Consider the following 18,362-nt stretch of genomic DNA (forward strand, 5'->3'; position numbering starts at 1 on the left):
GCGAACCAGCAGGCGCCGATGCCGGCCCAGTCGCAGAGCGGCCAGCCGTCGATCATCATGGTCGAGGTGCTCGGCTATGGCGGTGGCGGCGAGGGGGCCGCTCCCGCGGAGGGCGCGCGGCAACGCAAGGACGACGAGCAGACCTACAACTCCGACAGCGCCGTGCAGGTGGTCGGTGCTGGCCAGCTCTCCGACGCACAGCGCCAGCGGCTGACGGAGGAGGGGCGGCTGTAGGGCGCGCCTGCGCGACGTGGCGCACATTCGGGATTTCCGTCGGGACCTCCCCGGCGGAACCTCTGCAGGATTAAGCTAAGTGGCTGATTTCGCTGGCGCGCTCGGAGAGATTCGAACTCCCGACCCTCGGAATCGAAATCCGATGCTCTATCCAGCTGAGCTACGAGCGCGCGCCCGCTTCCACTAGGGGAGACCGGGTCGAAAGGCAAGTCGTTCGGGTCCGTGTGCCTTTGCAGCGGCCCACGGCGAGCCGCGTCGATCGTCTCTTCTGGCCGATTGCACTCCCTGCTGAGCACGATCGGAACGCGCGCTTCATTCGGTTGAAAGCGCGTCCGCATAAGGAAAGCGTAGCGCGCCTGAGGCATAGCCCGGGGGCGACACCACGACCTGCCGCGATCCGTTGCGGAACTGGTCGACGTCGTGTCCGGCAATCCCCTGGAACTGGACCTGCAGCACCCGGGGCTCCTGCCATTCGCCGTTTGCCCCGAAGCGGACGGCTCCCATGACGGTTTCGAACACGGCATCCCGTGTGTAGGCCGAAAGACTGGCGTCGTCGAAGCTGCCGGTTGCCTCGACTGCCTGCGCGACGACCTGCATCTGGGCATAGGCCAGTGGTGCCATGTAGTGCCCGAGAGGATCGATGCCAGCGTCGCTGGCGCGCGCCTGATAAATCTCCAGAAGATCCTGGACTCCCGGAAACATCATTCGAGGGACCGGAGCCCAGTATTCGTAGTTCACGAAACCGTTCAGCAGCGAGCCAAGCACCGCTTTGACCGCAGTGTTCTGCGGACCGATCATCGCCGCACCGACCATCTTCGGCCGGAACAGGTGCGCGCGGATGGCGCGCACCAGGCTGACCGAATCGTTGAGGTAGGAGCAGAGAAACAGCAAGTCGCAGCGGCTTGCCGCGACGGCGTCGACGACAGGCGCGAAGTCCTTGGTCGTCAGTGGATAAGTGGCCTCGTGGACAATCGTGAACCTGTGCTTGGCGGCATTCGCCTTGGCCCCGGCAATGGGGTTTCTGGAAAACTCGGCATCGGCTGATAGGAGCGCCACCGTCGTCGGCCGCGGCGTCTGCCCGGCGGCCAGTGCGAAGAAGCCTTCGGTGAGGGCTGCGTTCGGATCGGGTCCTGTGGGAATCATTGCAAAGTAGTTCGGATAGGCGAGCGTGCTGTTGACGCCAAGGCCCATCAAGCCGACGAAGAAACGCCGCCGCTCGATGATTACCGGCATCGCCGGCAGGATGGTGTTGGTGCCGTAGCCGCCGATGACCAGATCGGCCTTATCCTCGTCGATCAGCCGCTTGTAGAGGCCGGGTACACGCGATCCCTCCGCCTGATCGTCGTGGCAGACAAATTCGACGGGCCGGCCGAGCAGGCCGCCCCGTTTGTTGATGTCCTCGCGCCAGATATCATGGGCGAGTTGCGCAGAGCGACTGTTGCCTGCGAGCGGGCCCGTCAGCGACAGGCAATAGCCGATACGGATGGGCGCCGCAGGGGACTGCATGATCAGGCGCCCGCTTTGGCGCCGGTAGCGAGAAGCTGCATTTCCCAGGCGAGCGCGACGCCGCTGGCCCCGCCGTGCTCGATAATGACGCCGCCGACACCGGCAGCCGTCGCCTCGCGCGCCCAGTCGCGTTGCCATTCACCGAGCACCGCCAGCCAGGTGAGCGGCACGGCGCCGGCCTGAACCATGCGACGCACGGCCATGTCATGCGCTTCCATCGACACCCCGCCTGACGCATCGGTGACGATGAAGACATCATAGCCTTCGCCGAGCGCCTGGATGGCCGGCATCGCCAGGCAGATCTCGCTCCAGAGCGCCGCCAGCACGATCTGCTTGCGGCCGCTCCTTTTGATCACGTCGGTGACGTTCGTGTCCTGCCAAGTATTGATGAACGTGCGGTCGATCGGCGTCTGCTCCGGGAAGACGTCCTGCAGCCCCTTGATCAGATGTCCGCCGCGTTCCGCGAGGACAGTGGTGAGGATCGTCGGCACGTTGAAGACCTTGGCGGTCTTCGCAAGGCCGATGACGTTGTTGATGATCATCGTCGGTTCGTGGCTGTTCAGATTGGCGAACTGATACGGCTGGTGGTCGATCAGCACGAGAATGCTGTCTTCGGGGCGCAGCAGGGCATCGAGACCGGTCTTGGGCACAAAAAGCTCCTTATGGAATGCCGATACGGTTCAGGCGGCAGGTTCGAGAAAAACGTGGAGGGAATGGATACGGCCGTCCTGGATGTGGGCGATGTCCATGCCGGCGGCGGCGACCGGGCCGTTCGGCGGCCCCGCCTGCCAGCGCAGCCGGCCGACGCCGTGATGGCCGATGGCGGGGCCACTCGCGGTGAAGGCGTAGTCCGGCGGCAGGCGCGAGAGCAACGCGGACACGGCTGCGTCGATCGCCGCAGGCCCTGTTGCCGAGTGATCCGGCTCATGGAGCACGGCGTCTTCGGCATAGAGTTCGCGGATCGCCGCGATGCGCCGCCCAGCATCGCGTTCGCTGAACACGCGGGCGAGATTGGCGCGCATCAGCCGGTCGTAGTCGGGGGAAGATTCCGTTGAGGTGGACATTGCAGCGGCCTTGTCTGGGGGCGTTGCGGGACAATAAGGGCGCTAGGTCTGTTCGTATTAGTCATTGATGAGTAGAAGTAACTTCAATGATCTGTTTAAGATGGCGGTATGGAAACACTGGCTAACCTGGAATCCTTCATCCGGAGTGCGGAGTGCGGCAGCTTTTCCGCTGCGGCGCGGCGGTTGGGGGTGACGCCAGCCGCCGTCAGCCGCAACGTCGCCATGCTGGAGCGCAACCTCGGCATTCGCCTGTTCCAGCGCAGCAGCCGCAGCCTCAACCTGACCGAAGACGGCGATCGTTTCCTTGCGTCGGTTACCGATGGCGTGGAAACCATCCAGTCGGCCATCGCCGACCTGAGGACGCATTCAGGCAAGCCTGCCGGTGTGCTGAAAGTGAGCGTGGCGCTGACCTTCGGCCTCGACCATGTGCTGCCGTTCCTGCCGGCCTTCATGGAACGCTATCCTGACGTCCAGATGGACTGGAGCTTCGAGAATCGCCAGGTCGATCTGATCGGTGAGGGCTTCGACGCCGCGATCGGTGGCGGCATGGAGCTCGCGCCTGGCGTGGTGGCGCAGCGCTTGGCGCCGCTGCATATCGTTGCGGTCGCTTCGCCGGACTATCTGCGAGGCCGCCAACTGCCGCGGCAACCTCACGAGCTGGCCGGGTTCGAAGGCATCTCCATGCGCTCGGCTCAAACCGGTCGTATGCGTATCTGGAGACTGCGTCACCGCGAGGGGGCCGAAGCGATGCTGGAGCACAAGGCGCGCATGGTGGCCAACGATCCCGAGGCGATTTGCCGTGCAGCCCTGATGGGCCTGGGGGTGGCCATGATTGCGATGCCCTTCGTGGAGCGGCATCTGGACAGCGGCGCGCTGCTGCGCCTGTTGCCTGACTGGTATTCCGATCTCGGCGCGATCTCCCTCTATTTCGCTAGTCGTAAACTGCTGCCCGCCAAGACCCGTGCGTTCGTCGACCACATGACCGCAGTGTTCCGCGAACAGAACCTGGCGCAACGCTTTTCAGCGGCGGGATGACCCGGTGACACTGGCGCTGGCGATCGGCCAGGCTGGGGCACTTGGACAAAACCGACATTTCCTTGAACGGAACCGGCGGCGGGGTGTGTCCCGGCCGGGAACGCGACAAAGGTCGCTTGGCAGGCCGCCGAAACCGACCTAGCGTGATCAACTGCTGCGGCCAATAAAACCAAAATCGCGGGATCGATTTCCAGGGAGGGACTCGTGCGATGGGCCAGCTGATCACGGTCGACGAGTTGCCGCGCTACGCGCCCGGCGATCTCACGCTGGACAGTGCCACCGTCGGCCGGAGCGACTTCCGGCTGCGAATCTTCCGCTATGGCGCGTCCGACATTTCGGTGCCGCCGGCCGACAGCTTCATTGCTGTGATCTACCGCGAGGGTGCGACGCCGATGAGCCGGCGCATGACCGGCCCGTGGAAGCAGGAGAACGTCGGCCGTGGCATCGCGACGCTGATGACCCGCGCCGAGGCGTCGAACTGGTGCTGGAAGGACGCGATCGAGGTCTGCCATCTCTATATCGCGCCGGCGCTGATGACGCGCACGGCGAACGAGCTGTTCGATCAGGACGTCGGCGCCATCGAGCTGCACGATCTGTTGCGCGCCGACGATCCCGTGCTCAGCTGGATCAGCGACCGGATGATCGAGGAGGTCGCAACCGGCGGGCCGGGCGGCCGGCTGTGCTACGACGCGCTGGCGTTGCAGGCGAGCGTGCACATCCTGCGAAAATACGCTGCCGTGCAGTTCAGGGCGCCATGCGCGCAGGGCCGCTTCCGGCCGGCGCATGCTCGCCTGATCGAGGACTACATCGCGCACAACATCGATCGCAACATCACGCTCGACGACCTCGCCAGCATCTGCAACTGCACGCCGGTGCAGTTCGCGCGCAAGTTCTACGCCCATTACGGCATGCGGCCACATGCTTATGTGCTCAAGCGCAAGGTCGAGCGCGCCTGCCTGTACCTGCGCAGGGATCGGCAGGTGCTCAAGGAGATCGCGCGCCTGTGCGGCTTCTCCGACCAGAGCCATCTCAACCGCGTGTTCCGCCAGCATCTGAACATGACGCCGGCCGAGTATCGCCGTCAGGCCCGCGAGATCTCGCCGCTCGTCTGACACCGGCAGGTCTCTTTCCGCGCGACGCCTTTGACGTGCGCCGGGCATGCTCGCCATCGAGGCTTTCGTTCAAAGCAAAGCCGGAATCGTCCAAGCCGACAGACGCCGCCGCGGCGGTATTTTCGCTAGCGTCCTCTCCACACGCATGACGTGAGCCGCCGAACGCGGCCACCGGACAAAACGCTGGAGAGGAAACAATGACACGACAAGCACAGACGGCGACCGTGCTCGATGCGGTCGTCATCGGCGCTGGCATAGCCGGGCTCTATCAACTGCATCGGATGCGCGAGATGGGGTTGAACGTCCGCGCCTATGAGGCCGGCTCCGGCGTCGGCGGCACCTGGTACTGGAATCGCTATCCCGGCGCGCGGTTCGACTCGGAGGTCGAGGTCTACCAGTACTGGTTCTCCGAAGAGCTCTACAAGGCATGGACGCCGAGCGAGCGTTTTCCGGCGCAACCCGAGACCGAGCAATGGCTGAACTTCGTCGCCGATCGTCTCGACCTCAAAAAGGACATCCGCTTCGACACCCGGATCGCATCGGCGCACTATCGCGAGGACGACGGCCGATGGGATGTCGTGACCAGTGACGGCGAGCGCATCGATACGCAGTATCTGCTGGCGTGCTGCGGCATGCTGTCCGCGCCGCTCAACGAACGTTTTCCAGGGCAGTCGACGTTCCGCGGCCAGATCACCCACACCGGCCTGTGGCCGAAGGAGGGGATCGATCTCAAAGGCAAGCGCGTCGCCGTCGTCGGCACCGGCGCCACCGGCATCCAGGTGATCCAGACCATCGCGCCCGAGGTCGGGTCGATGACGGTGTTCGTGCGGACGCCGCAATACGTGGTGCCGATGAAGAATCCGAAGTACGCCCAGGCCGACTGGGATCGCTGGAGCGGCCAATTCCAGCAGCTCAGGACGCGTGTGCGCGCGACCTTCGCCGGATTCAACTATGATTTCGAGAACCGCCCCTGGGCGGAGCTGACGCCGGGCGAGCGCACGCAGGTTCTGGAGACCTACTGGAACGACGGCTCGCTGTCGGTGTGGCTGGCGACATTCCCCGAGATGTTCTTCGACGAGGCGGTCAATGCGGTGGTGTCCGAGTTCGTGCGCGACAAGATGCGCCAGCGCCTACACGGCGATCCTGCGTTGTGCGATCTCCTGATCCCGACCCAGGCCGACTACGGCTTCGGCACGCACCGCGTGCCCCTGGAGACTAAATATCTCGAGGTCTATCTGCAGGACAATGTGGTGGGCGTGAACTGCCGCCGCACGCCGATCGAGCGCATCGTGCCTGAGGGCATCCAGACGTCCGACGGCACCGTGCACGAAGCCGATGTCATCATCCTCGCCGTCGGCTTCGATGCCGGATCAGGCGCGCTCAGCCGCATCGACATCCGCGGCCGCGGCAACCGTTCGCTCAGGGAGCAATGGCAGCGCGAGATCCGCACCTCGATGGGGCTGCAGGTCCACGGCTATCCCAACCTGTTCACCACCGGCGCGCCGCTCGCGCCGTCGGCCGCGCTGTGCAACATGCCGACCTGCCTGCAGCAGCAGGTCGACTGGATCAGCGATTGCATCGGCTATGCGCGCAACGCCGGCAAGCGCGTCATCGAGCCCACAGAAGACTTCGAGGATCGCTGGGTTCGGCATCACGACGAGACGGCGGCGGCGACGCTCGTGGTGAAAACGGACTCCTGGTACATGGGCTCGAACGTCGACGGCAAGCCGCGGCGTCTCCTGTCCTATATCGGCGGTGCTGGCGCCTATCACCGCCAGTGCGACGAGCTCGCCGCCGGCGGCTATCCCGGCTTCCGGATGACCTGACAACAATCAAGAAGAGAGAGGACACGCTCATGAGCACCAATAGCTACTACGGACAGGACGGTCACGGCCCCTTTGAGCTCTGCGACATCGGCACGCTCGAGCTGGAAGATGGCGGCGCGCTCCCTGGCTGCCAGCTCGCGGTCGCGACCCACGGCACGCTGAACGCGGCGAAAGACAACGCGATCCTCGTTCCGACCTGGTATTCGGGAACGAGCAAGATCATGGAGCAGGTGTATATCGGCAACGGCCGTGCGCTCGATCCGGCGAAGTACTTCATCATCGTCGTCAACCAGATCGGCAACGGGCTGTCGACCTCGCCGCACAACGCTGGCGCAGGGCAGGGCGGCCCTGACTTCCCGAAAGTGCGCATCGGTGACGATGTCCGCGCGCAGCACCGTCTGCTGACCGAGAAGTTCGGTCTCGAAAGCCTTGCGCTGGTCGTCGGCGGCTCGATGGGCGCACAGCAGACTTACGAATGGGCCGTACGCTACCCCGATTTCGTCAGGCGGGCGGCGGCGATCGCCGGAACGGCGCGCAATACCGAGCATGACTTCCTGTTCGCCGACACGCTCATCGAGGCGATCACGTCCGATCCCGGCTTTCGCGCCGGCCGTTACGCGACATCAGCCGATGTCGCCGCGGGATTGAAGCGCCATGCCCGGCTGTGGACCGTGATGGGATGGAGCACGGATTTCTTTCGCGCCGATCGCCACAAGGCGCTCGGCTTCGACTCGGTGCAGAGCTTCGTCGACACCTTCATGACCGGCTATTTTGCGCCGATGGATCCCAACAATCTGATCGCGATGGCCTGGAAGTGGCAGCGCGGCGACGTCAGCCGGCATGCCGGCGGCGATCTCGCCGCCGCGCTCGGTCGCATCAGGGCGAAGACCTATGTGATGCCGATCAGCCACGACATGTTCTTTCCGCCCGGCGATTGCGAGGCCGAGCAGCGTTTGATCCGTGGCAGCGAGTTCCGGCCGCTGAAGAGCATCGCTGGCCACCTCGGCCTGTTCGGTGTGGATCCGGAATTGCTGGCGCAGCTGGACGCCCATCTGAGCGAGCTGCTGGCGACGCCGGTGGGCTGACACGGCGGTGGGTGCGATCCGACCCGCCCACCACCGAAAGGACGCCCGGGGCAACCCCTTCAGTTCTCATTCGGCCCGCCGGCGTTCGATTCGCCGGCGGCGCCATGCGCATGCCCGGCAAATTAACGCGGTCCGGTGACCATGGCGGATGCCGTTCCGGTCATTTCTTCATGTTTTTTCAAATGCTTATCTGGCAATCAAGGCGATAGCCCGCGGCGTTATGCTTAACGAAATTCAAACACACTCCCGCCAGACTCTTGAACGATGGTCCGACCCGTTCGGGGTCCCAGGCCGCATCACATTTCCCAGCCGAAATTGCCCATGCGCTTCATCGTCGTCTTGCTGCTCTCGTTGTTCGCCGTGACCAGTGCCCGTGCGGATCTGCACATCACGCGCGACCACGGCGGCTATGTCGAGGAGTACAAGGCGAAGTACGAGAACATCCGCCGGACCGGCCAGCGCGTCATCATCGACGGCATCTGCAATTCGGCCTGCACGCTGGTGTTCGGCATCGTGCCGATGAACAAGATCTGCGTCACGCCCCGCGCCAGCCTCGGCTTCCACCAGGCCTACTACGACAAGGCCTTCACCTTCGGCATCAAGGTGACGAGCTATGAAGGCACCTCGGACCTGATGTCCTACTATCCGAACACGGTGAAGGACTGGATCCGCCGCAACGGCGGTCTCACGCCGGAGATGAAGAAGATCAAGAACGGCTCCGAGCTCTGGAAGATCGTCGATCCCTGTCCGGAAGATTTCTGAGCGGGCGCGGCGCCTCACGCCCGACGATTTCCTGACGTCCTAGGACAGCTTCAGCACGCCGTCCATCACCGGCACGCAGCGGCCGCCGATCGCGGTGTCCGTGACGGTGCCGCCGCGCTTGACTGCACGGGCCTCGAGCCGGCTCGGCCGTCCCATCTCGACGCCCTGCAGGATGGTGAGGTCGAGCGTGAGGTCGGCTTCGGGGCGCAACTGCGCCAGCAGGCCGACGAGGGCGACGCCGGCCGAGCCGGTCGCCGGATCCTCGGCAATGCCGTGCAGCGGCGCGAACATCCGGCAGCGGATGCTGACATGGCCTTCGTCGACGCGGGTGTAGAGCATCACGCTGTTGGTGCTCTCGGCGGCGAAGTGGCGGCTGAACATGTCGGTGCGTGGCGTTGCCGCGGCCAGCACCGAGCGATCCTTCACCTCGGCGAGGATGAACCGGGCGCCGCAGGAGGCGATGCAGGGCATGTGACGATCGAGCGCGATCGCGTCCGGCGGCAGGGTGCACGCGGCCGCGATGGTCTCCGGCGCGATCCGCTTGCCGAGCGACAGCGGCTGCGGCGCGGCGACACGGGCGCCGGCGACATCCGTGCCGTCGCGCAGCAGGTCGATGGCGACGAGGCCGGCCTGTTCCTCGAACACCAGCCGGTCGCCGCGGATCGGCCGGCCGCAGGCTTCGCCGGCGCGTCCCAGCACGAACGCGGTGCCGACATTGGGATGGCCGGCGAACGGCATCTCGAAGCGTGGTGTGAAGATGCGCACTTCGGCGGTGTGCGCGGCGTCTTTCGGCGGGCGCACGAAGGCGGTTTCCGACAGGTTGAACTCGGCGGCGATGGCCTGCATCTGCTCGGTCGTAAGGGCGCCGGCGTCGTCGCGCACCACGGCGAGCGGGTTGCCACCGAACTGCGTCGTGGTGAACACATCGACGGTGGTGAAGCTGAGGTTCATCGAACGTCGCCTGGAAAGGGGGATGAGCCCGTGGCTCACCCCGCGGAGATGTTGCGGGTGGCTGCGCATCGGCGGCGCCGCCACCCGGTCAACATGGGCGTACGCCGCGCCCGCTGCAAGATGGACATTGCCTTCGGTGCATTCGGCGCGTGCCGCGTCGTCAGAACGTGACGACGCTGCGGATCGATTCACCCTTGTGCATCAGGTCGAACGCCTTGTTGATGTCGCTGAGCGGCATCACGTGGGTGATCATCGGATCGATCTCGATCTTGCCCTGCATGTACCAGTCGACGATCTTCGGCACGTCGGTGCGGCCGCGGGCGCCGCCGAACGCCGTGCCCTTCCACGTCCGGCCGGTGACCAGCTGGAACGGGCGCGTCGCGATCTCGGCGCCGGCGGGCGCCACGCCGATGACAATCGACTGGCCCCAGCCGCGATGGCAGGCTTCGAGCGCCTGGCGCATCACCGTGACATTGCCGGTGCAGTCGAAGGTGTAGTCGGCGCCGCCGATCTGGTCGGCGGGCGTCTTCGTCATGTTGACGAGATGGGCGACGAGATCCTTGCCGACCTCCTTCGGGTTGACGAAATGCGTCATGCCGAAGCGCTCTCCCCACGCCTTGCGGTCGTTGTTGAGGTCGACACCGATGATCATGTCGGCGCCGGCAAGGCGCAGGCCCTGCAGCACGTTGAGACCGATGCCGCCGAGGCCGAACACGATCGCCTTGGCGCCGGGCTCGACCCTGGCGGTGTTGATCACCGCGCCGATGCCGGTGGTGACGCCGCAGCCGATGTAGCAGACCTTGTCGAAGGGGGCGTCCTCGCGGATCTTGGCGAGCGCGATCTCCGGCAGCACCGTGTAGTTGGCGAAGGTCGAGGTGCCCATGTAGTGGTGCACCGGCTTGCCCTCGAACGAGAAGCGCGAGGTGCCGTCGGGCATCAGGCCCTGGCCCTGGGTGGCGCGGATCGCGGTGCACAGGTTGGTCTTGCGCGACAGGCACGACGGGCACTGGCGGCATTCCGGCGTGTACAGCGGAATGACATGGTCGCCCTTCCGGAGGCTGGTGACGCCGGGGCCGACATCGACCACGACGCCCGCGCCCTCATGGCCGAGGATGGCCGGGAACAGGCCCTCGGGATCGGCGCCGGACAGGGTGAATTCGTCGGTGTGGCAGACGCCGGTCGCCTTGATCTCGACCAGCACTTCGCCCGCGCGCGGTCCTTCGAGCTGAACGGTGGTGACCTCGAGCGGTTTCCCGGCGGCGATGGCAATGGCGGCACGAACGTCCATGGCGTTTCCTTGCGAAGCTGGTGGTGGCGACTTGAGACTGTCCACGTGTGACAGTCTGGCGCAACTCCGCCCGGGGTCTGCGTTTTCGCCCGGGCGGACCTGCGTGATTTCAGATTGCAGGCCATCGCATCATAAGGCAATCAGTGCAACATCATGAAGCCTGCGATGACAAATTTCGCCGTGAGAGCGGCGCCGGCATTGTTTGTGGTGCTGTGGAGCACCGGCTTCATTGCGACCAAGCTCGCCCTGAGCGGGGCGGAGCCGCTGACGTGGCTGACGCTGCGGATGACGATCACGATCTGTCTTCTGCTGGTCATCGTCGGCTTGACCGGGGCGCGCTGGCCGCGCGGCCGCCAGATCCTGCACAGTGCGGTTGCCGGCCTGCTGGTGCACGGCGTCTATCTCGCCGGCGTGACGCTCGCCATCGGTCACTCGATCCCGGCCGGGCTATCGGCCCTGATTCCCGGGCTGCAACCGATTCTGACCTCGACACTGGCCAGCCGTTTCCTCGGCGAGCGCGTGACGCCGCTGCAATGGTGCGGTCTGCTCCTGGGGCTCGTCGGCGTCCTGCTGGTCCTGCACAACCGTTCGCTGTCCGGGCAGGCGGGCTGGGGCATGGTGGCCTCGGTGGCGTCGCTGATCGGCATCACGCTCGGCACGCTGTACCAGAAGCGCTTCTCCGGCCAGATCGACTGGCGCACGGGCAACATCGTGCAGTACGCCGCGGCGGGTGTCTGTTTCGGCATCGGCGCGCTGCTGTTCGAGGACCGCACCATTCACTGGCACGCGCAGTTCGTGCTGGCCGCGGCATGGTCGACCCTGGTGCTGTCGGTCGGCTCGATCGCGCTGCTGTACTGGCTGATCCGCCGCTCCGGCGCGACGCAGATGGCGAGCCTGTTCTATCTGGTCCCGGCCGTGACCGCGGTGTTCGCCTTCCTGCTGTTCGACGAACGCCTCGATGCCATCTCGCTCGCCGGCATGCTGCTGTGCGCCGTCGGCGTGGTGATCGTCAACCGCGCTTCGGCGCGCTGATCCGGACCAGCGCCGCTCCCTTCCGCTTTCCCGGCAACTGCGTCATTGTTGCGGCGAATCGCAACGAGTCGGGGAGCAAACCCCGGGGGACGACCATGCCGGCCAATCTGACCTGGGAGATCTTTCTTCACGTCCGTATCATCATGGGCGTGGTCATCGGCCTCAGCATCGCGCGTCTGCTCAACGGCGCTTCCCGTTTCGTCCAGCATCCGACCGCGCTGAAGATCTCCTGGATCCATCTGTGCTGGGTGGCGATCATGCTGATGTCGCTGGTGCACTTCTGGTGGTGGGAGTTCTGGCTGTCCGCCATCAAGCATTGGACGGTCGAGATCTATCTTGTGCTGTTCGGCTACACGCTCGTCCTCTACCTGCTGTGCACGCTGCTGTTTCCCGACGACATCAAGGAATACAGCGGCTACGAGGAGTACTTCATCTCGCGCCGCCGCTGGTTCTTCGGGCTGCTCGCGCTGACCTTCATCTTCGATCTCGCCGACACGGTGGTGAAGGGGCCCGGACATATCGATCTTTTCGGGCTGGAGTATTTCATCCGCACCGCGGCCTATTTCGTGCTCTGCGGCGTCGCCATGATCACGCCGAACCGCAGATTCCACGCGCTGTTCGCGATCGGCGCATTGATCTACCAGACGAGCTGGATCGTCCGCCATTTCGAGACGCTGAACTGACGGCTGCGGGCACAGCTGCCGCGCGGACGTTGCCGCGTCAATCGCGCGTTTTGGCGTAGGCCGCGAGCGCGCGAGCGCGTGCGGCAGGGTGGTCGACGATCGGCTCGGGATAGGTGTCGCCGAGCCGCACACCCGCGCTCGCCAGCTCCAGCGGCGTTGCGTTCCACGGCTGATGGATCAGCTTGCGCGGCAATTGCGCCAGTTCCGGCACCCACCTCGTGACATAGACCCCGTCGGGATCGAACTTCTCGCCCTGCAGCACCGGGTTGAAGATCCGGAAGTAGGGCGCGGCGTCGGCGCCACAGCCGGCGACCCACTGCCAGTTCGCCGGATTGCTGCCGGGGTCGGCGTCGACCAGCGTGTCCCAGAACCAGGCCTCTCCGGCGCGCCAGTCGATCAGCAGGTGCTTGCACAGGAACGAGGCCACCACCATGCGCACGCGGTTGTGCATCACGCCGGTGTGCCAGAGTTCGCGCATGCCGGCGTCGACGATGGGGTAGCCGGTGCGGCCGCGTTGCCACGCCGCGAGCGCGGCCGGGTCGCTGCGCCAGGGAAAGGCATCGAACGAGGCCTGGATGTTGCGCGCGGCGAGATCGACATGGTCGTACAGCAAGTGACGGCAGAACTCGCGCCAGCCGAGTTCGCTGAGGAACTTGTCGACGTCGCGCCCGATCGCCGGCCGCTCCGCGGCGGCAAAGCGCGCGGCATGCCAGACCTGGCGCGGGCTGATCTCGCCGAAACGCAGATGCGGCGACAGGCCCGAGGTCGCGGGACGGTCCGGCCGGTCACGCTCGCTCGCGTACCCCGCGATGGCATCGTCGAGAAAATGGTTCAGGCGCGCCTGCGCCGCCGCTTCGCCGACGGTCCAGGTCTCGCGCAGGCCGCCGGCCCAGTCCGGTCGTGTCGGCTCGAGATCCCAGCGGGCGAGGTCGTCGCGGGCGGGACGGGTGAGGGGCGGGATCAGCGCGGGGACCGGCAGCGGGCGCGGCGCTTCGCCGCGGCCGAGAACCCGGTTCCAGAATGGTGTGAACACCTTCAGGCCGCGGCCTTCCTTGGTCCGCACGTCGGCCGGGCGCACCAGCAGATCGCCGCGAAAGCTTTTCCAGGTGAGACCGGCCTGCGCGAGCGCATCGCCGACATCGCCGGCGACCCGCGCGACAGGGGCGATGTCGATCTCGTTCCAGAACACCTCTGCCGCGCCCGTTTCGCGGGCGACCGCCGGTACCACCTCCGCCGCGCGACCACGGCGCAACACCAGCGGTACGCCCTGCGCCGCAAGGCTCGCGGCGAGGCTCCTCAGCGACTGTGCCAGCCACCAGCGCGCCGCGCCGCCGAGAGGGCGGGCCTGTGGCGGATTGAGCGCGGCGCTGGTCTCGTCGAGCACGTAGAGGCCGACCACCGGCGCGCCACGCGCGGCCGCGGCCGACAGCGCGGCGTTGTCGGACAGGCGCAGGTCGTCGCGAAACCAGACCAGGGTGGGGGAAGCGTCAGGGGAAGCCAAGGGCAGCCAATCCGTTCGTGGGCCGGCAGGGTGGGAGAGCAAGGGGCAAAAAGCAATGTGCAAATCATGCAGATGCACTGAAACCCGAACGACGGTTCGTCGTATATGTGTCGGCAATCCGCCGCGGGGGGAACGAACCATGAAGCGCACCATCACGCTGTATCTTGCGACCGTCGCGGTGCTGGTGCCCCTCGATATCCTGTTCCTCGGCGTTGTCGCCAAGAGCTTCTTCGTCGCCGAGGTCGGCGACATGCTCGGCACGGTTCGTCCGCTGCCCGCGGTGCTGTTCTATCTGCTGTATGCCGCCGGCGTTGTCGTCTTTGTCAGCGGCGCGGCGAATGGCGTCGCCACCACATTGCAGCGCGGTGCGCTGTTCGGCCTGTTTTGCTACGCGACCTTCGATCTCACGGCGCTGGCGCTGCTGAGGCACTGGAGCTGGCCTGTCGCCGTCCTCGACATTGGCTGGGGTATGGTTGCGACCGCGCTGTCGTCGAGTGCGAGTGTCCTCGTCGCCAATGCCCTGACGTCGCGAAACTGACGGCACGAAAAAGGGGCCGCTGCGAGCGGCCCCTTGTGATTGTCGTCGTGCGGCCCGGCTTACTTCGGCTGCGGCACGATGCGGATGTAGGGCTTCGGCGCCTTCCAGCCGTCGGGATAGATCGTCTTGGCTTCATCGTCGCTCACCGAGCCGGCGATGATGACGTCCTCGCCCTGCTTCCAGTTGGCGGGGGTGGCGACGCGATGCTTGGCGGTGAGCTGCAGGGAATCGATCACCCGCAGGATCTCGTCGAAGTTGCGGCCGGTGGTCATCGGATAGGCCAGCGCGAGCTTCACCTTCTTGTCCGGGCCGATGACGAACACCGTGCGCACGGTGGCGTTGTCGGCTGCGGTGCGGTTGTTGGCGTCACCGGTCGTGCTGGCCGGCAGCATGTTGTAGAGCTTCGACACCACGAGGTCGGTGTCGCCGACCATCGGGTAGTTCGGCGCCGCGCCCTGGGTCTCGCGGATGTCCTCGGCCCACAGCGCGTGCTTGGTGACGGGGTCGACGCTGAGGCCGAGCAGCTTGACGCCGCGCTTGTCGAATTCCCCCTTCAGGCGCGCCAGCGTGCCGAGCTCGGTGGTGCAGACCGGGGTGAAGTCCTTGGGGTGCGAGAACAGCAGCGCCCAGCTGTCGCCGATCCAGTCGTGAAACTTGATCCGGCCATCGGTGGTCTCGGCTTCGAAGTCCGGCGCAACGGCGCCAATTTGCAGTGTCATGTCCGCCTCCTGTGAACTGCTCCGCGGCAGGTATAAGCCTGCTTGCGCGGCTGCGGAACAGGGGCTGTGCAAAGGACAAGATCATTGCCCGGCGGGCGTCCCGGCCAGCACCGTTGTGCTGCCGATCGGCATTGGCGGAGATGACTATTTGTTCAGAAAACCGTGTCCGGTGCCCTGATTTCTCCTCACCCGCGCCCCAACTGCGCCGGGCCGCCTTGGGATAGCGTCACCGGCCGGAGATGAACCCTGGCCGGCCGGACTGCGACCAATCTGCAACCCGTCGAATTGAAGTGTTCACAAACACGTTTCGTTAACTTTTGATTCACGGCCGCGTGGAAAATCAAGGCCTGAACCAACCAAACAGAAATGCCGAGAACTGTCATGACTGCCGCCGCCGGAACCCTGACCGACCTCATCCGCACCATCGAAACCTCGCCGATCGTGGACCGCGCCGACGCAGCGCAGGCCCTGGCTGTCGTGCGCGACGGCGTGCTGACCGGAGAGGGGCCCACCGCTGCCGGACGCGTCCATTTTTCCCGGTCGCTGGATACCGGGGACTACACCTGGTGCAACCGTATCCTGACCTCGAAGGCGCTCGACAGCCAGCCGGTCAGCCGCGCCGAGGCCGAGGTGCTGTTCGAGATCAACGATGCCGCCACCGAGCGCATGGACGAGGGCCGCTTCGACGACCTCTTTGCCAAGGCGATCGTGCACCACGCCGCGTCCGCCTCGGGCCTGCCGGTGCCGGCGCGCGCCGTGGCGCTGTCGCCGGAGACCGCGATCGAGAGCTGGGCGCCCACCACGGCGGTCGGCGTCAACATCGAGGTGCTGGAGTGGATCGCCGCCCAGATGCGCGGCAAGCGTCGCAACAACCGCAAGCTGCTCGCGGTCGTCACCGCGCTGATCGGCGCCGCCACCACGCTGCCGCTGGCGCAGGCGCTGCCGGGCATGCTCGACTTCAGCATGTGAGGATCGCCAGGCGGCTCGCCCCCGCCGCCGGCTGGTCGTCCAGGTCGTCGAAAACAACATCAAAAAAGCCCCGGTTCTTCGAACCGGGGCTTTTTGGTTGTGGGGCGTGATGGGCGCCGCTGCTCAGCGCCCGGCGCTCTTGTCGGCTTCGAGGCCAACGGTGCGGCCGGGGAAGCCGGCGACGTCGAAGTAGCGCTGTTCCTGCACGCGCTGGAATTTCAGCACCGTGCGCAGGCCGTTGGAACTCGCCGGCGAGGTCAGCGTGCCGGCGTAGGCCTTCGGCGTGGAGCCGTTGGGCATGGTCTCGGTCATCACGCGCCCCACCAGCTTGCCCTTCGGCGCGCTCTTGAGGTCGAGGATGCGGGCGATGGTCATGCCGACATCGGCGTTGCTGACGGGCAGGGCGTTGACGTAACCGGTTTTGAAGTCGGGACCGATCGCCGCCATGAAGTTCTGGGTGTCGGAGCGCGCGAAGTTGCCGTGCATGCCCTGGCCCTGCTGCAGCCGCGTGTCGGCGATCTCGACGGTGCACAGCACTGGCTGGTCGCAGCCGGTGGAGTACGACCGGAAGTTCACCACGATCGACGGATGCGGCGTCAGGGCATTGCCCTTGAGGCCGATCGCCGACAGCCGCAGCGTGCCGTGGATCGGCGCCAGTTCGTCGTTGACGAAGATGCCGCTGACATAGTCCTGGGCCAGCAGGGCATCGACGACGCGGCGGGCGAGCTTGCGGTCGCTCTTCGGCAAGTAAATCAGGTCGGAGCCGCCGTTGGCGGCGACGACGACGTCAGGCTTGGCGGCGTCCTTGCCGATCAGGCCGTTGCCGAGCCGCGGATAGCTGTTGGCGGCGACGACCGCATTCTTGCTGTCGGGATCGGCGAGCGGCAGGTCGAGCGCCTTCGCAAGATCGAGCGCAACAAAACCCGGCGGCAAGAAGCCTTCCTTGACGTCGGGATAGTTGCCCTTCGCCGCGGGGCTCGTCGCGCTCTCCTTGGAGATGGTCGAGAAGCCGTGATCGGCGGAGACGATGATGTTGGTGTTCGCCTCGAGGCCGAGGTCCTTCAGCGCCTGGCGCACCTGGCCGAGATTGTCGTCGGCGTTCTTGATCGCCGCGAGCGAGGTCGGGCCGTTGATGCCCGGCGTCACGCTGTTGAGGCTGTCGCCCTGGTTGTGCTGCGAGCCGTCGGGGTCGCGCGACCACAGCACGATGATGAACGGCTTGTTGCGCGCCTTGAACGCCGGCAGGATCACCTTGGTCACCGCATCGGCGAAGAACTTGCCCTGGGTGACGTTGGCGGTGGTGGTGCCGGCGGTCTTGAAATCGCCGGCCTTGCCGTTGTCGCCGCGCGAGGGCGCCGATGTCGGCAGGCCCGCGTCGGTCAGCGCCTTCTTGATGTCGTCGGTGAGCGGCACGCCCGCGGGGCTGCCGGTCTGGTCGTCGAGAATGATGGTCTTGCCGGTGCGCTCGTTGTGATCGAACATCAGCGTCGGGCCGAGCTTGCCGACCGCGGCGGTGCTGTAGCCCTTGTCGCGCGCGAGCTTGAGGATGGTCTCCTCGTTGAGGTAATTGCCGCCGAAGTGATCGTCGATGTCGCCGAGCACGGGATCGTTCTCGATGAACGGCGTCACGCTGCCGTTGGCGGGGCCCACGGGATAGCCGGTGTTGATGGTGTTGCTGAAGATGCCGGTGTCGCCGAGATAGTGGCCGCTCGACAGGCCCGACGCGTTCGGCATCGTGAAGGTCGGAAACAGCGAGTGCGAGTTGGTGAAGTTGATGCCCTTGTCGCGGATCGCCGCCATGGTCGGGGCTGTTTCCGGCGTCACCTTGAGGGCGCGCAGGCCGTCCGGAACGAACAGGATGATGTTGCGTGGCTGGCTGGTCTGTGCGAGGGCCGCATGCGTGGACACCGCCAGGAGCCCTGCGGACAGGGCCGTGATCAACGGGCGCATCAAAAATCTCTTTTCCGATTGAAGGGCTTTCAAGGTATAGGATTGCTGTACGACGGAATTGTTACAGGCTCGCCGCCGTGCCAGATTGCCAACTGAACCCCGCCGCT

18 protein-coding genes and 1 tRNA gene are annotated in these 18,362 nt (G+C 65.8%); 10 read left to right on the forward strand and 9 right to left on the reverse strand.

What is annotated here, in order from left to right; genetic code table 11:
- Nucleotides 1-234, forward strand: a 234-nt coding sequence (locus JQ639_RS26760; RefSeq protein ID WP_211990939.1) for a hypothetical protein, incomplete at its 5' end; no start/stop codon positions are given.
- 93 nt (nt 235-327) lie between these two features.
- Here the strand turns inward: JQ639_RS26760 and JQ639_RS26765 are convergent.
- From JQ639_RS26765 to JQ639_RS26780, 4 genes are all read right to left on the reverse strand, one after another.
- A tRNA-Arg gene (locus tag JQ639_RS26765) sits at nt 328-404 on the reverse strand.
- A gap of 142 nt (nt 405-546) precedes the next feature.
- Complete coding sequence (locus tag JQ639_RS26770; protein ID WP_211969803.1) at nt 547-1,740, reverse strand: amino acid ABC transporter substrate-binding protein; 1,194 nt, start codon at nt 1,738-1,740, stop codon at nt 547-549.
- 2 nt (nt 1,741-1,742) lie between these two features.
- Nucleotides 1,743-2,390 (reverse strand): hydrolase, encoded by a 648-nt coding sequence (locus tag JQ639_RS26775; protein ID WP_211969804.1) that lies wholly within the window; start codon nt 2,388-2,390, stop codon nt 1,743-1,745.
- Nucleotides 2,391-2,420: 30 nt separating this feature from the next.
- Nucleotides 2,421-2,804, reverse strand: coding sequence for a nuclear transport factor 2 family protein (locus tag JQ639_RS26780; RefSeq protein ID WP_211969805.1), 384 nt, complete (start codon nt 2,802-2,804; stop codon nt 2,421-2,423).
- 108 nt (nt 2,805-2,912) lie between these two features.
- Here JQ639_RS26780 and JQ639_RS26785 point away from each other — a divergent pair, with 108 nt between their 5' ends.
- The 5 genes from JQ639_RS26785 (at nt 2,913) to JQ639_RS26805 (ending at nt 8,624) form a co-directional block, all read left to right on the forward strand.
- Complete coding sequence (locus JQ639_RS26785) at nt 2,913-3,839, forward strand: LysR family transcriptional regulator (RefSeq protein WP_211969806.1); 927 nt, start codon at nt 2,913-2,915, stop codon at nt 3,837-3,839.
- A gap of 209 nt (nt 3,840-4,048) precedes the next feature.
- Nucleotides 4,049-4,951, forward strand: a complete 903-nt coding sequence (locus JQ639_RS26790) for a helix-turn-helix domain-containing protein (protein ID WP_211969807.1) — start codon at nt 4,049-4,051, stop codon at nt 4,949-4,951.
- A gap of 197 nt (nt 4,952-5,148) precedes the next feature.
- A complete protein-coding gene (locus JQ639_RS26795; protein ID WP_211969808.1) occupies nt 5,149-6,777 on the forward strand; it encodes a flavin-containing monooxygenase in 1,629 nt (542 codons plus the stop codon).
- A 29-nt stretch (nt 6,778-6,806) separates the two neighbouring features.
- Nucleotides 6,807-7,862: an alpha/beta fold hydrolase gene (locus JQ639_RS26800; protein ID WP_211969809.1), complete on the forward strand. Its 1,056-nt coding sequence runs from the start codon at nt 6,807-6,809 to the stop codon at nt 7,860-7,862.
- 321 nt (nt 7,863-8,183) lie between these two features.
- Nucleotides 8,184-8,624: a hypothetical protein gene (locus JQ639_RS26805; protein WP_211969810.1), complete on the forward strand. Its 441-nt coding sequence runs from the start codon at nt 8,184-8,186 to the stop codon at nt 8,622-8,624.
- A gap of 39 nt (nt 8,625-8,663) precedes the next feature.
- Here JQ639_RS26805 and JQ639_RS26810 read toward each other — a convergent pair whose 3' ends face one another.
- Together JQ639_RS26810 and JQ639_RS26815 are read right to left on the reverse strand one after the other, a co-directional pair.
- Complete coding sequence (locus tag JQ639_RS26810; RefSeq protein ID WP_211969811.1) at nt 8,664-9,575, reverse strand: PhzF family phenazine biosynthesis protein; 912 nt, start codon at nt 9,573-9,575, stop codon at nt 8,664-8,666.
- A 160-nt stretch (nt 9,576-9,735) separates the two neighbouring features.
- On the reverse strand, nt 9,736-10,863 hold the full coding sequence (locus JQ639_RS26815) for an S-(hydroxymethyl)glutathione dehydrogenase/class III alcohol dehydrogenase (protein WP_211969812.1): 1,128 nt from the start codon (nt 10,861-10,863) through the stop codon (nt 9,736-9,738).
- A gap of 165 nt (nt 10,864-11,028) precedes the next feature.
- Between JQ639_RS26815 and JQ639_RS26820 the strand changes: the two genes are divergently transcribed.
- Together JQ639_RS26820 and JQ639_RS26825 are read left to right on the forward strand one after the other, a co-directional pair.
- A complete protein-coding gene (locus tag JQ639_RS26820) occupies nt 11,029-11,895 on the forward strand; it encodes a DMT family transporter (protein WP_249123588.1) in 867 nt (288 codons plus the stop codon).
- Nucleotides 11,896-11,990: 95 nt separating this feature from the next.
- Nucleotides 11,991-12,578, forward strand: coding sequence for a hypothetical protein (locus JQ639_RS26825; RefSeq protein ID WP_211969814.1), 588 nt, complete (start codon nt 11,991-11,993; stop codon nt 12,576-12,578).
- Between the two features lie 37 nt (nt 12,579-12,615).
- Here JQ639_RS26825 and JQ639_RS26830 read toward each other — a convergent pair whose 3' ends face one another.
- Nucleotides 12,616-14,079 (reverse strand): cryptochrome/photolyase family protein, encoded by a 1,464-nt coding sequence (locus tag JQ639_RS26830; RefSeq protein WP_249123589.1) that lies wholly within the window; start codon nt 14,077-14,079, stop codon nt 12,616-12,618.
- Between the two features lie 139 nt (nt 14,080-14,218).
- Between JQ639_RS26830 and JQ639_RS26835 the strand changes: the two genes are divergently transcribed.
- The gene (locus tag JQ639_RS26835) at nt 14,219-14,617 is read left to right on the forward strand and encodes a DUF2177 family protein (RefSeq protein ID WP_211969816.1); all 399 of its coding nucleotides are present in this window, start codon (nt 14,219-14,221) and stop codon (nt 14,615-14,617) included.
- Nucleotides 14,618-14,676: 59 nt separating this feature from the next.
- Here JQ639_RS26835 and JQ639_RS26840 read toward each other — a convergent pair whose 3' ends face one another.
- Nucleotides 14,677-15,336: a peroxiredoxin gene (locus JQ639_RS26840; RefSeq protein WP_211969817.1), complete on the reverse strand. Its 660-nt coding sequence runs from the start codon at nt 15,334-15,336 to the stop codon at nt 14,677-14,679.
- A 381-nt stretch (nt 15,337-15,717) separates the two neighbouring features.
- Between JQ639_RS26840 and JQ639_RS26845 the strand changes: the two genes are divergently transcribed.
- Nucleotides 15,718-16,305 (forward strand): hypothetical protein, encoded by a 588-nt coding sequence (locus tag JQ639_RS26845; RefSeq protein ID WP_211969818.1) that lies wholly within the window; start codon nt 15,718-15,720, stop codon nt 16,303-16,305.
- Between the two features lie 123 nt (nt 16,306-16,428).
- Here JQ639_RS26845 and JQ639_RS26850 read toward each other — a convergent pair whose 3' ends face one another.
- Nucleotides 16,429-18,255, reverse strand: a complete 1,827-nt coding sequence (locus JQ639_RS26850) for an alkaline phosphatase family protein (RefSeq protein WP_211969819.1) — start codon at nt 18,253-18,255, stop codon at nt 16,429-16,431.
- Nucleotides 18,256-18,362: the final 107 nt, after the last annotated feature.

Origin of the sequence: Bradyrhizobium sp. U87765 SZCCT0048, from assembly GCF_018131225.1 — a bacterium.
Lineage (GTDB): Bacteria > Pseudomonadota > Alphaproteobacteria > Rhizobiales > Xanthobacteraceae > Bradyrhizobium_A.

Excerpts from the sequence above, each read along its gene's own strand:
- JQ639_RS26770 (WP_211969803.1), bottom strand. The coding sequence starts at position 1,740 with ATGCAGTCCCCTGCGGCGCCCATCCGTATCGGCTATTGCCTGTCGCTG.
- JQ639_RS26780 (WP_211969805.1), bottom strand. The coding sequence starts at position 2,804 with ATGTCCACCTCAACGGAATCTTCCCCCGACTACGACCGGCTGATGCGC.
- JQ639_RS26785 (WP_211969806.1), top strand. The coding sequence starts at position 2,913 with ATGGAAACACTGGCTAACCTGGAATCCTTCATCCGGAGTGCGGAGTGC.
- JQ639_RS26790 (WP_211969807.1), top strand. The coding sequence starts at position 4,049 with ATGGGCCAGCTGATCACGGTCGACGAGTTGCCGCGCTACGCGCCCGGC.
- JQ639_RS26795 (WP_211969808.1), top strand. The coding sequence starts at position 5,149 with ATGACACGACAAGCACAGACGGCGACCGTGCTCGATGCGGTCGTCATC.
- JQ639_RS26800 (WP_211969809.1), top strand. The coding sequence starts at position 6,807 with ATGAGCACCAATAGCTACTACGGACAGGACGGTCACGGCCCCTTTGAG.
- JQ639_RS26805 (WP_211969810.1), top strand. The coding sequence starts at position 8,184 with ATGCGCTTCATCGTCGTCTTGCTGCTCTCGTTGTTCGCCGTGACCAGT.
- JQ639_RS26810 (WP_211969811.1), bottom strand. The coding sequence starts at position 9,575 with ATGAACCTCAGCTTCACCACCGTCGATGTGTTCACCACGACGCAGTTC.
- JQ639_RS26815 (WP_211969812.1), bottom strand. The coding sequence starts at position 10,863 with ATGGACGTTCGTGCCGCCATTGCCATCGCCGCCGGGAAACCGCTCGAG.
- JQ639_RS26820 (WP_249123588.1), top strand. The coding sequence starts at position 11,029 with ATGACAAATTTCGCCGTGAGAGCGGCGCCGGCATTGTTTGTGGTGCTG.
- JQ639_RS26825 (WP_211969814.1), top strand. The coding sequence starts at position 11,991 with ATGCCGGCCAATCTGACCTGGGAGATCTTTCTTCACGTCCGTATCATC.
- JQ639_RS26835 (WP_211969816.1), top strand. The coding sequence starts at position 14,219 with ATGAAGCGCACCATCACGCTGTATCTTGCGACCGTCGCGGTGCTGGTG.
- JQ639_RS26840 (WP_211969817.1), bottom strand. The coding sequence starts at position 15,336 with ATGACACTGCAAATTGGCGCCGTTGCGCCGGACTTCGAAGCCGAGACC.
- JQ639_RS26845 (WP_211969818.1), top strand. The coding sequence starts at position 15,718 with ATGACTGCCGCCGCCGGAACCCTGACCGACCTCATCCGCACCATCGAA.
- JQ639_RS26850 (WP_211969819.1), bottom strand. The coding sequence starts at position 18,255 with ATGCGCCCGTTGATCACGGCCCTGTCCGCAGGGCTCCTGGCGGTGTCC.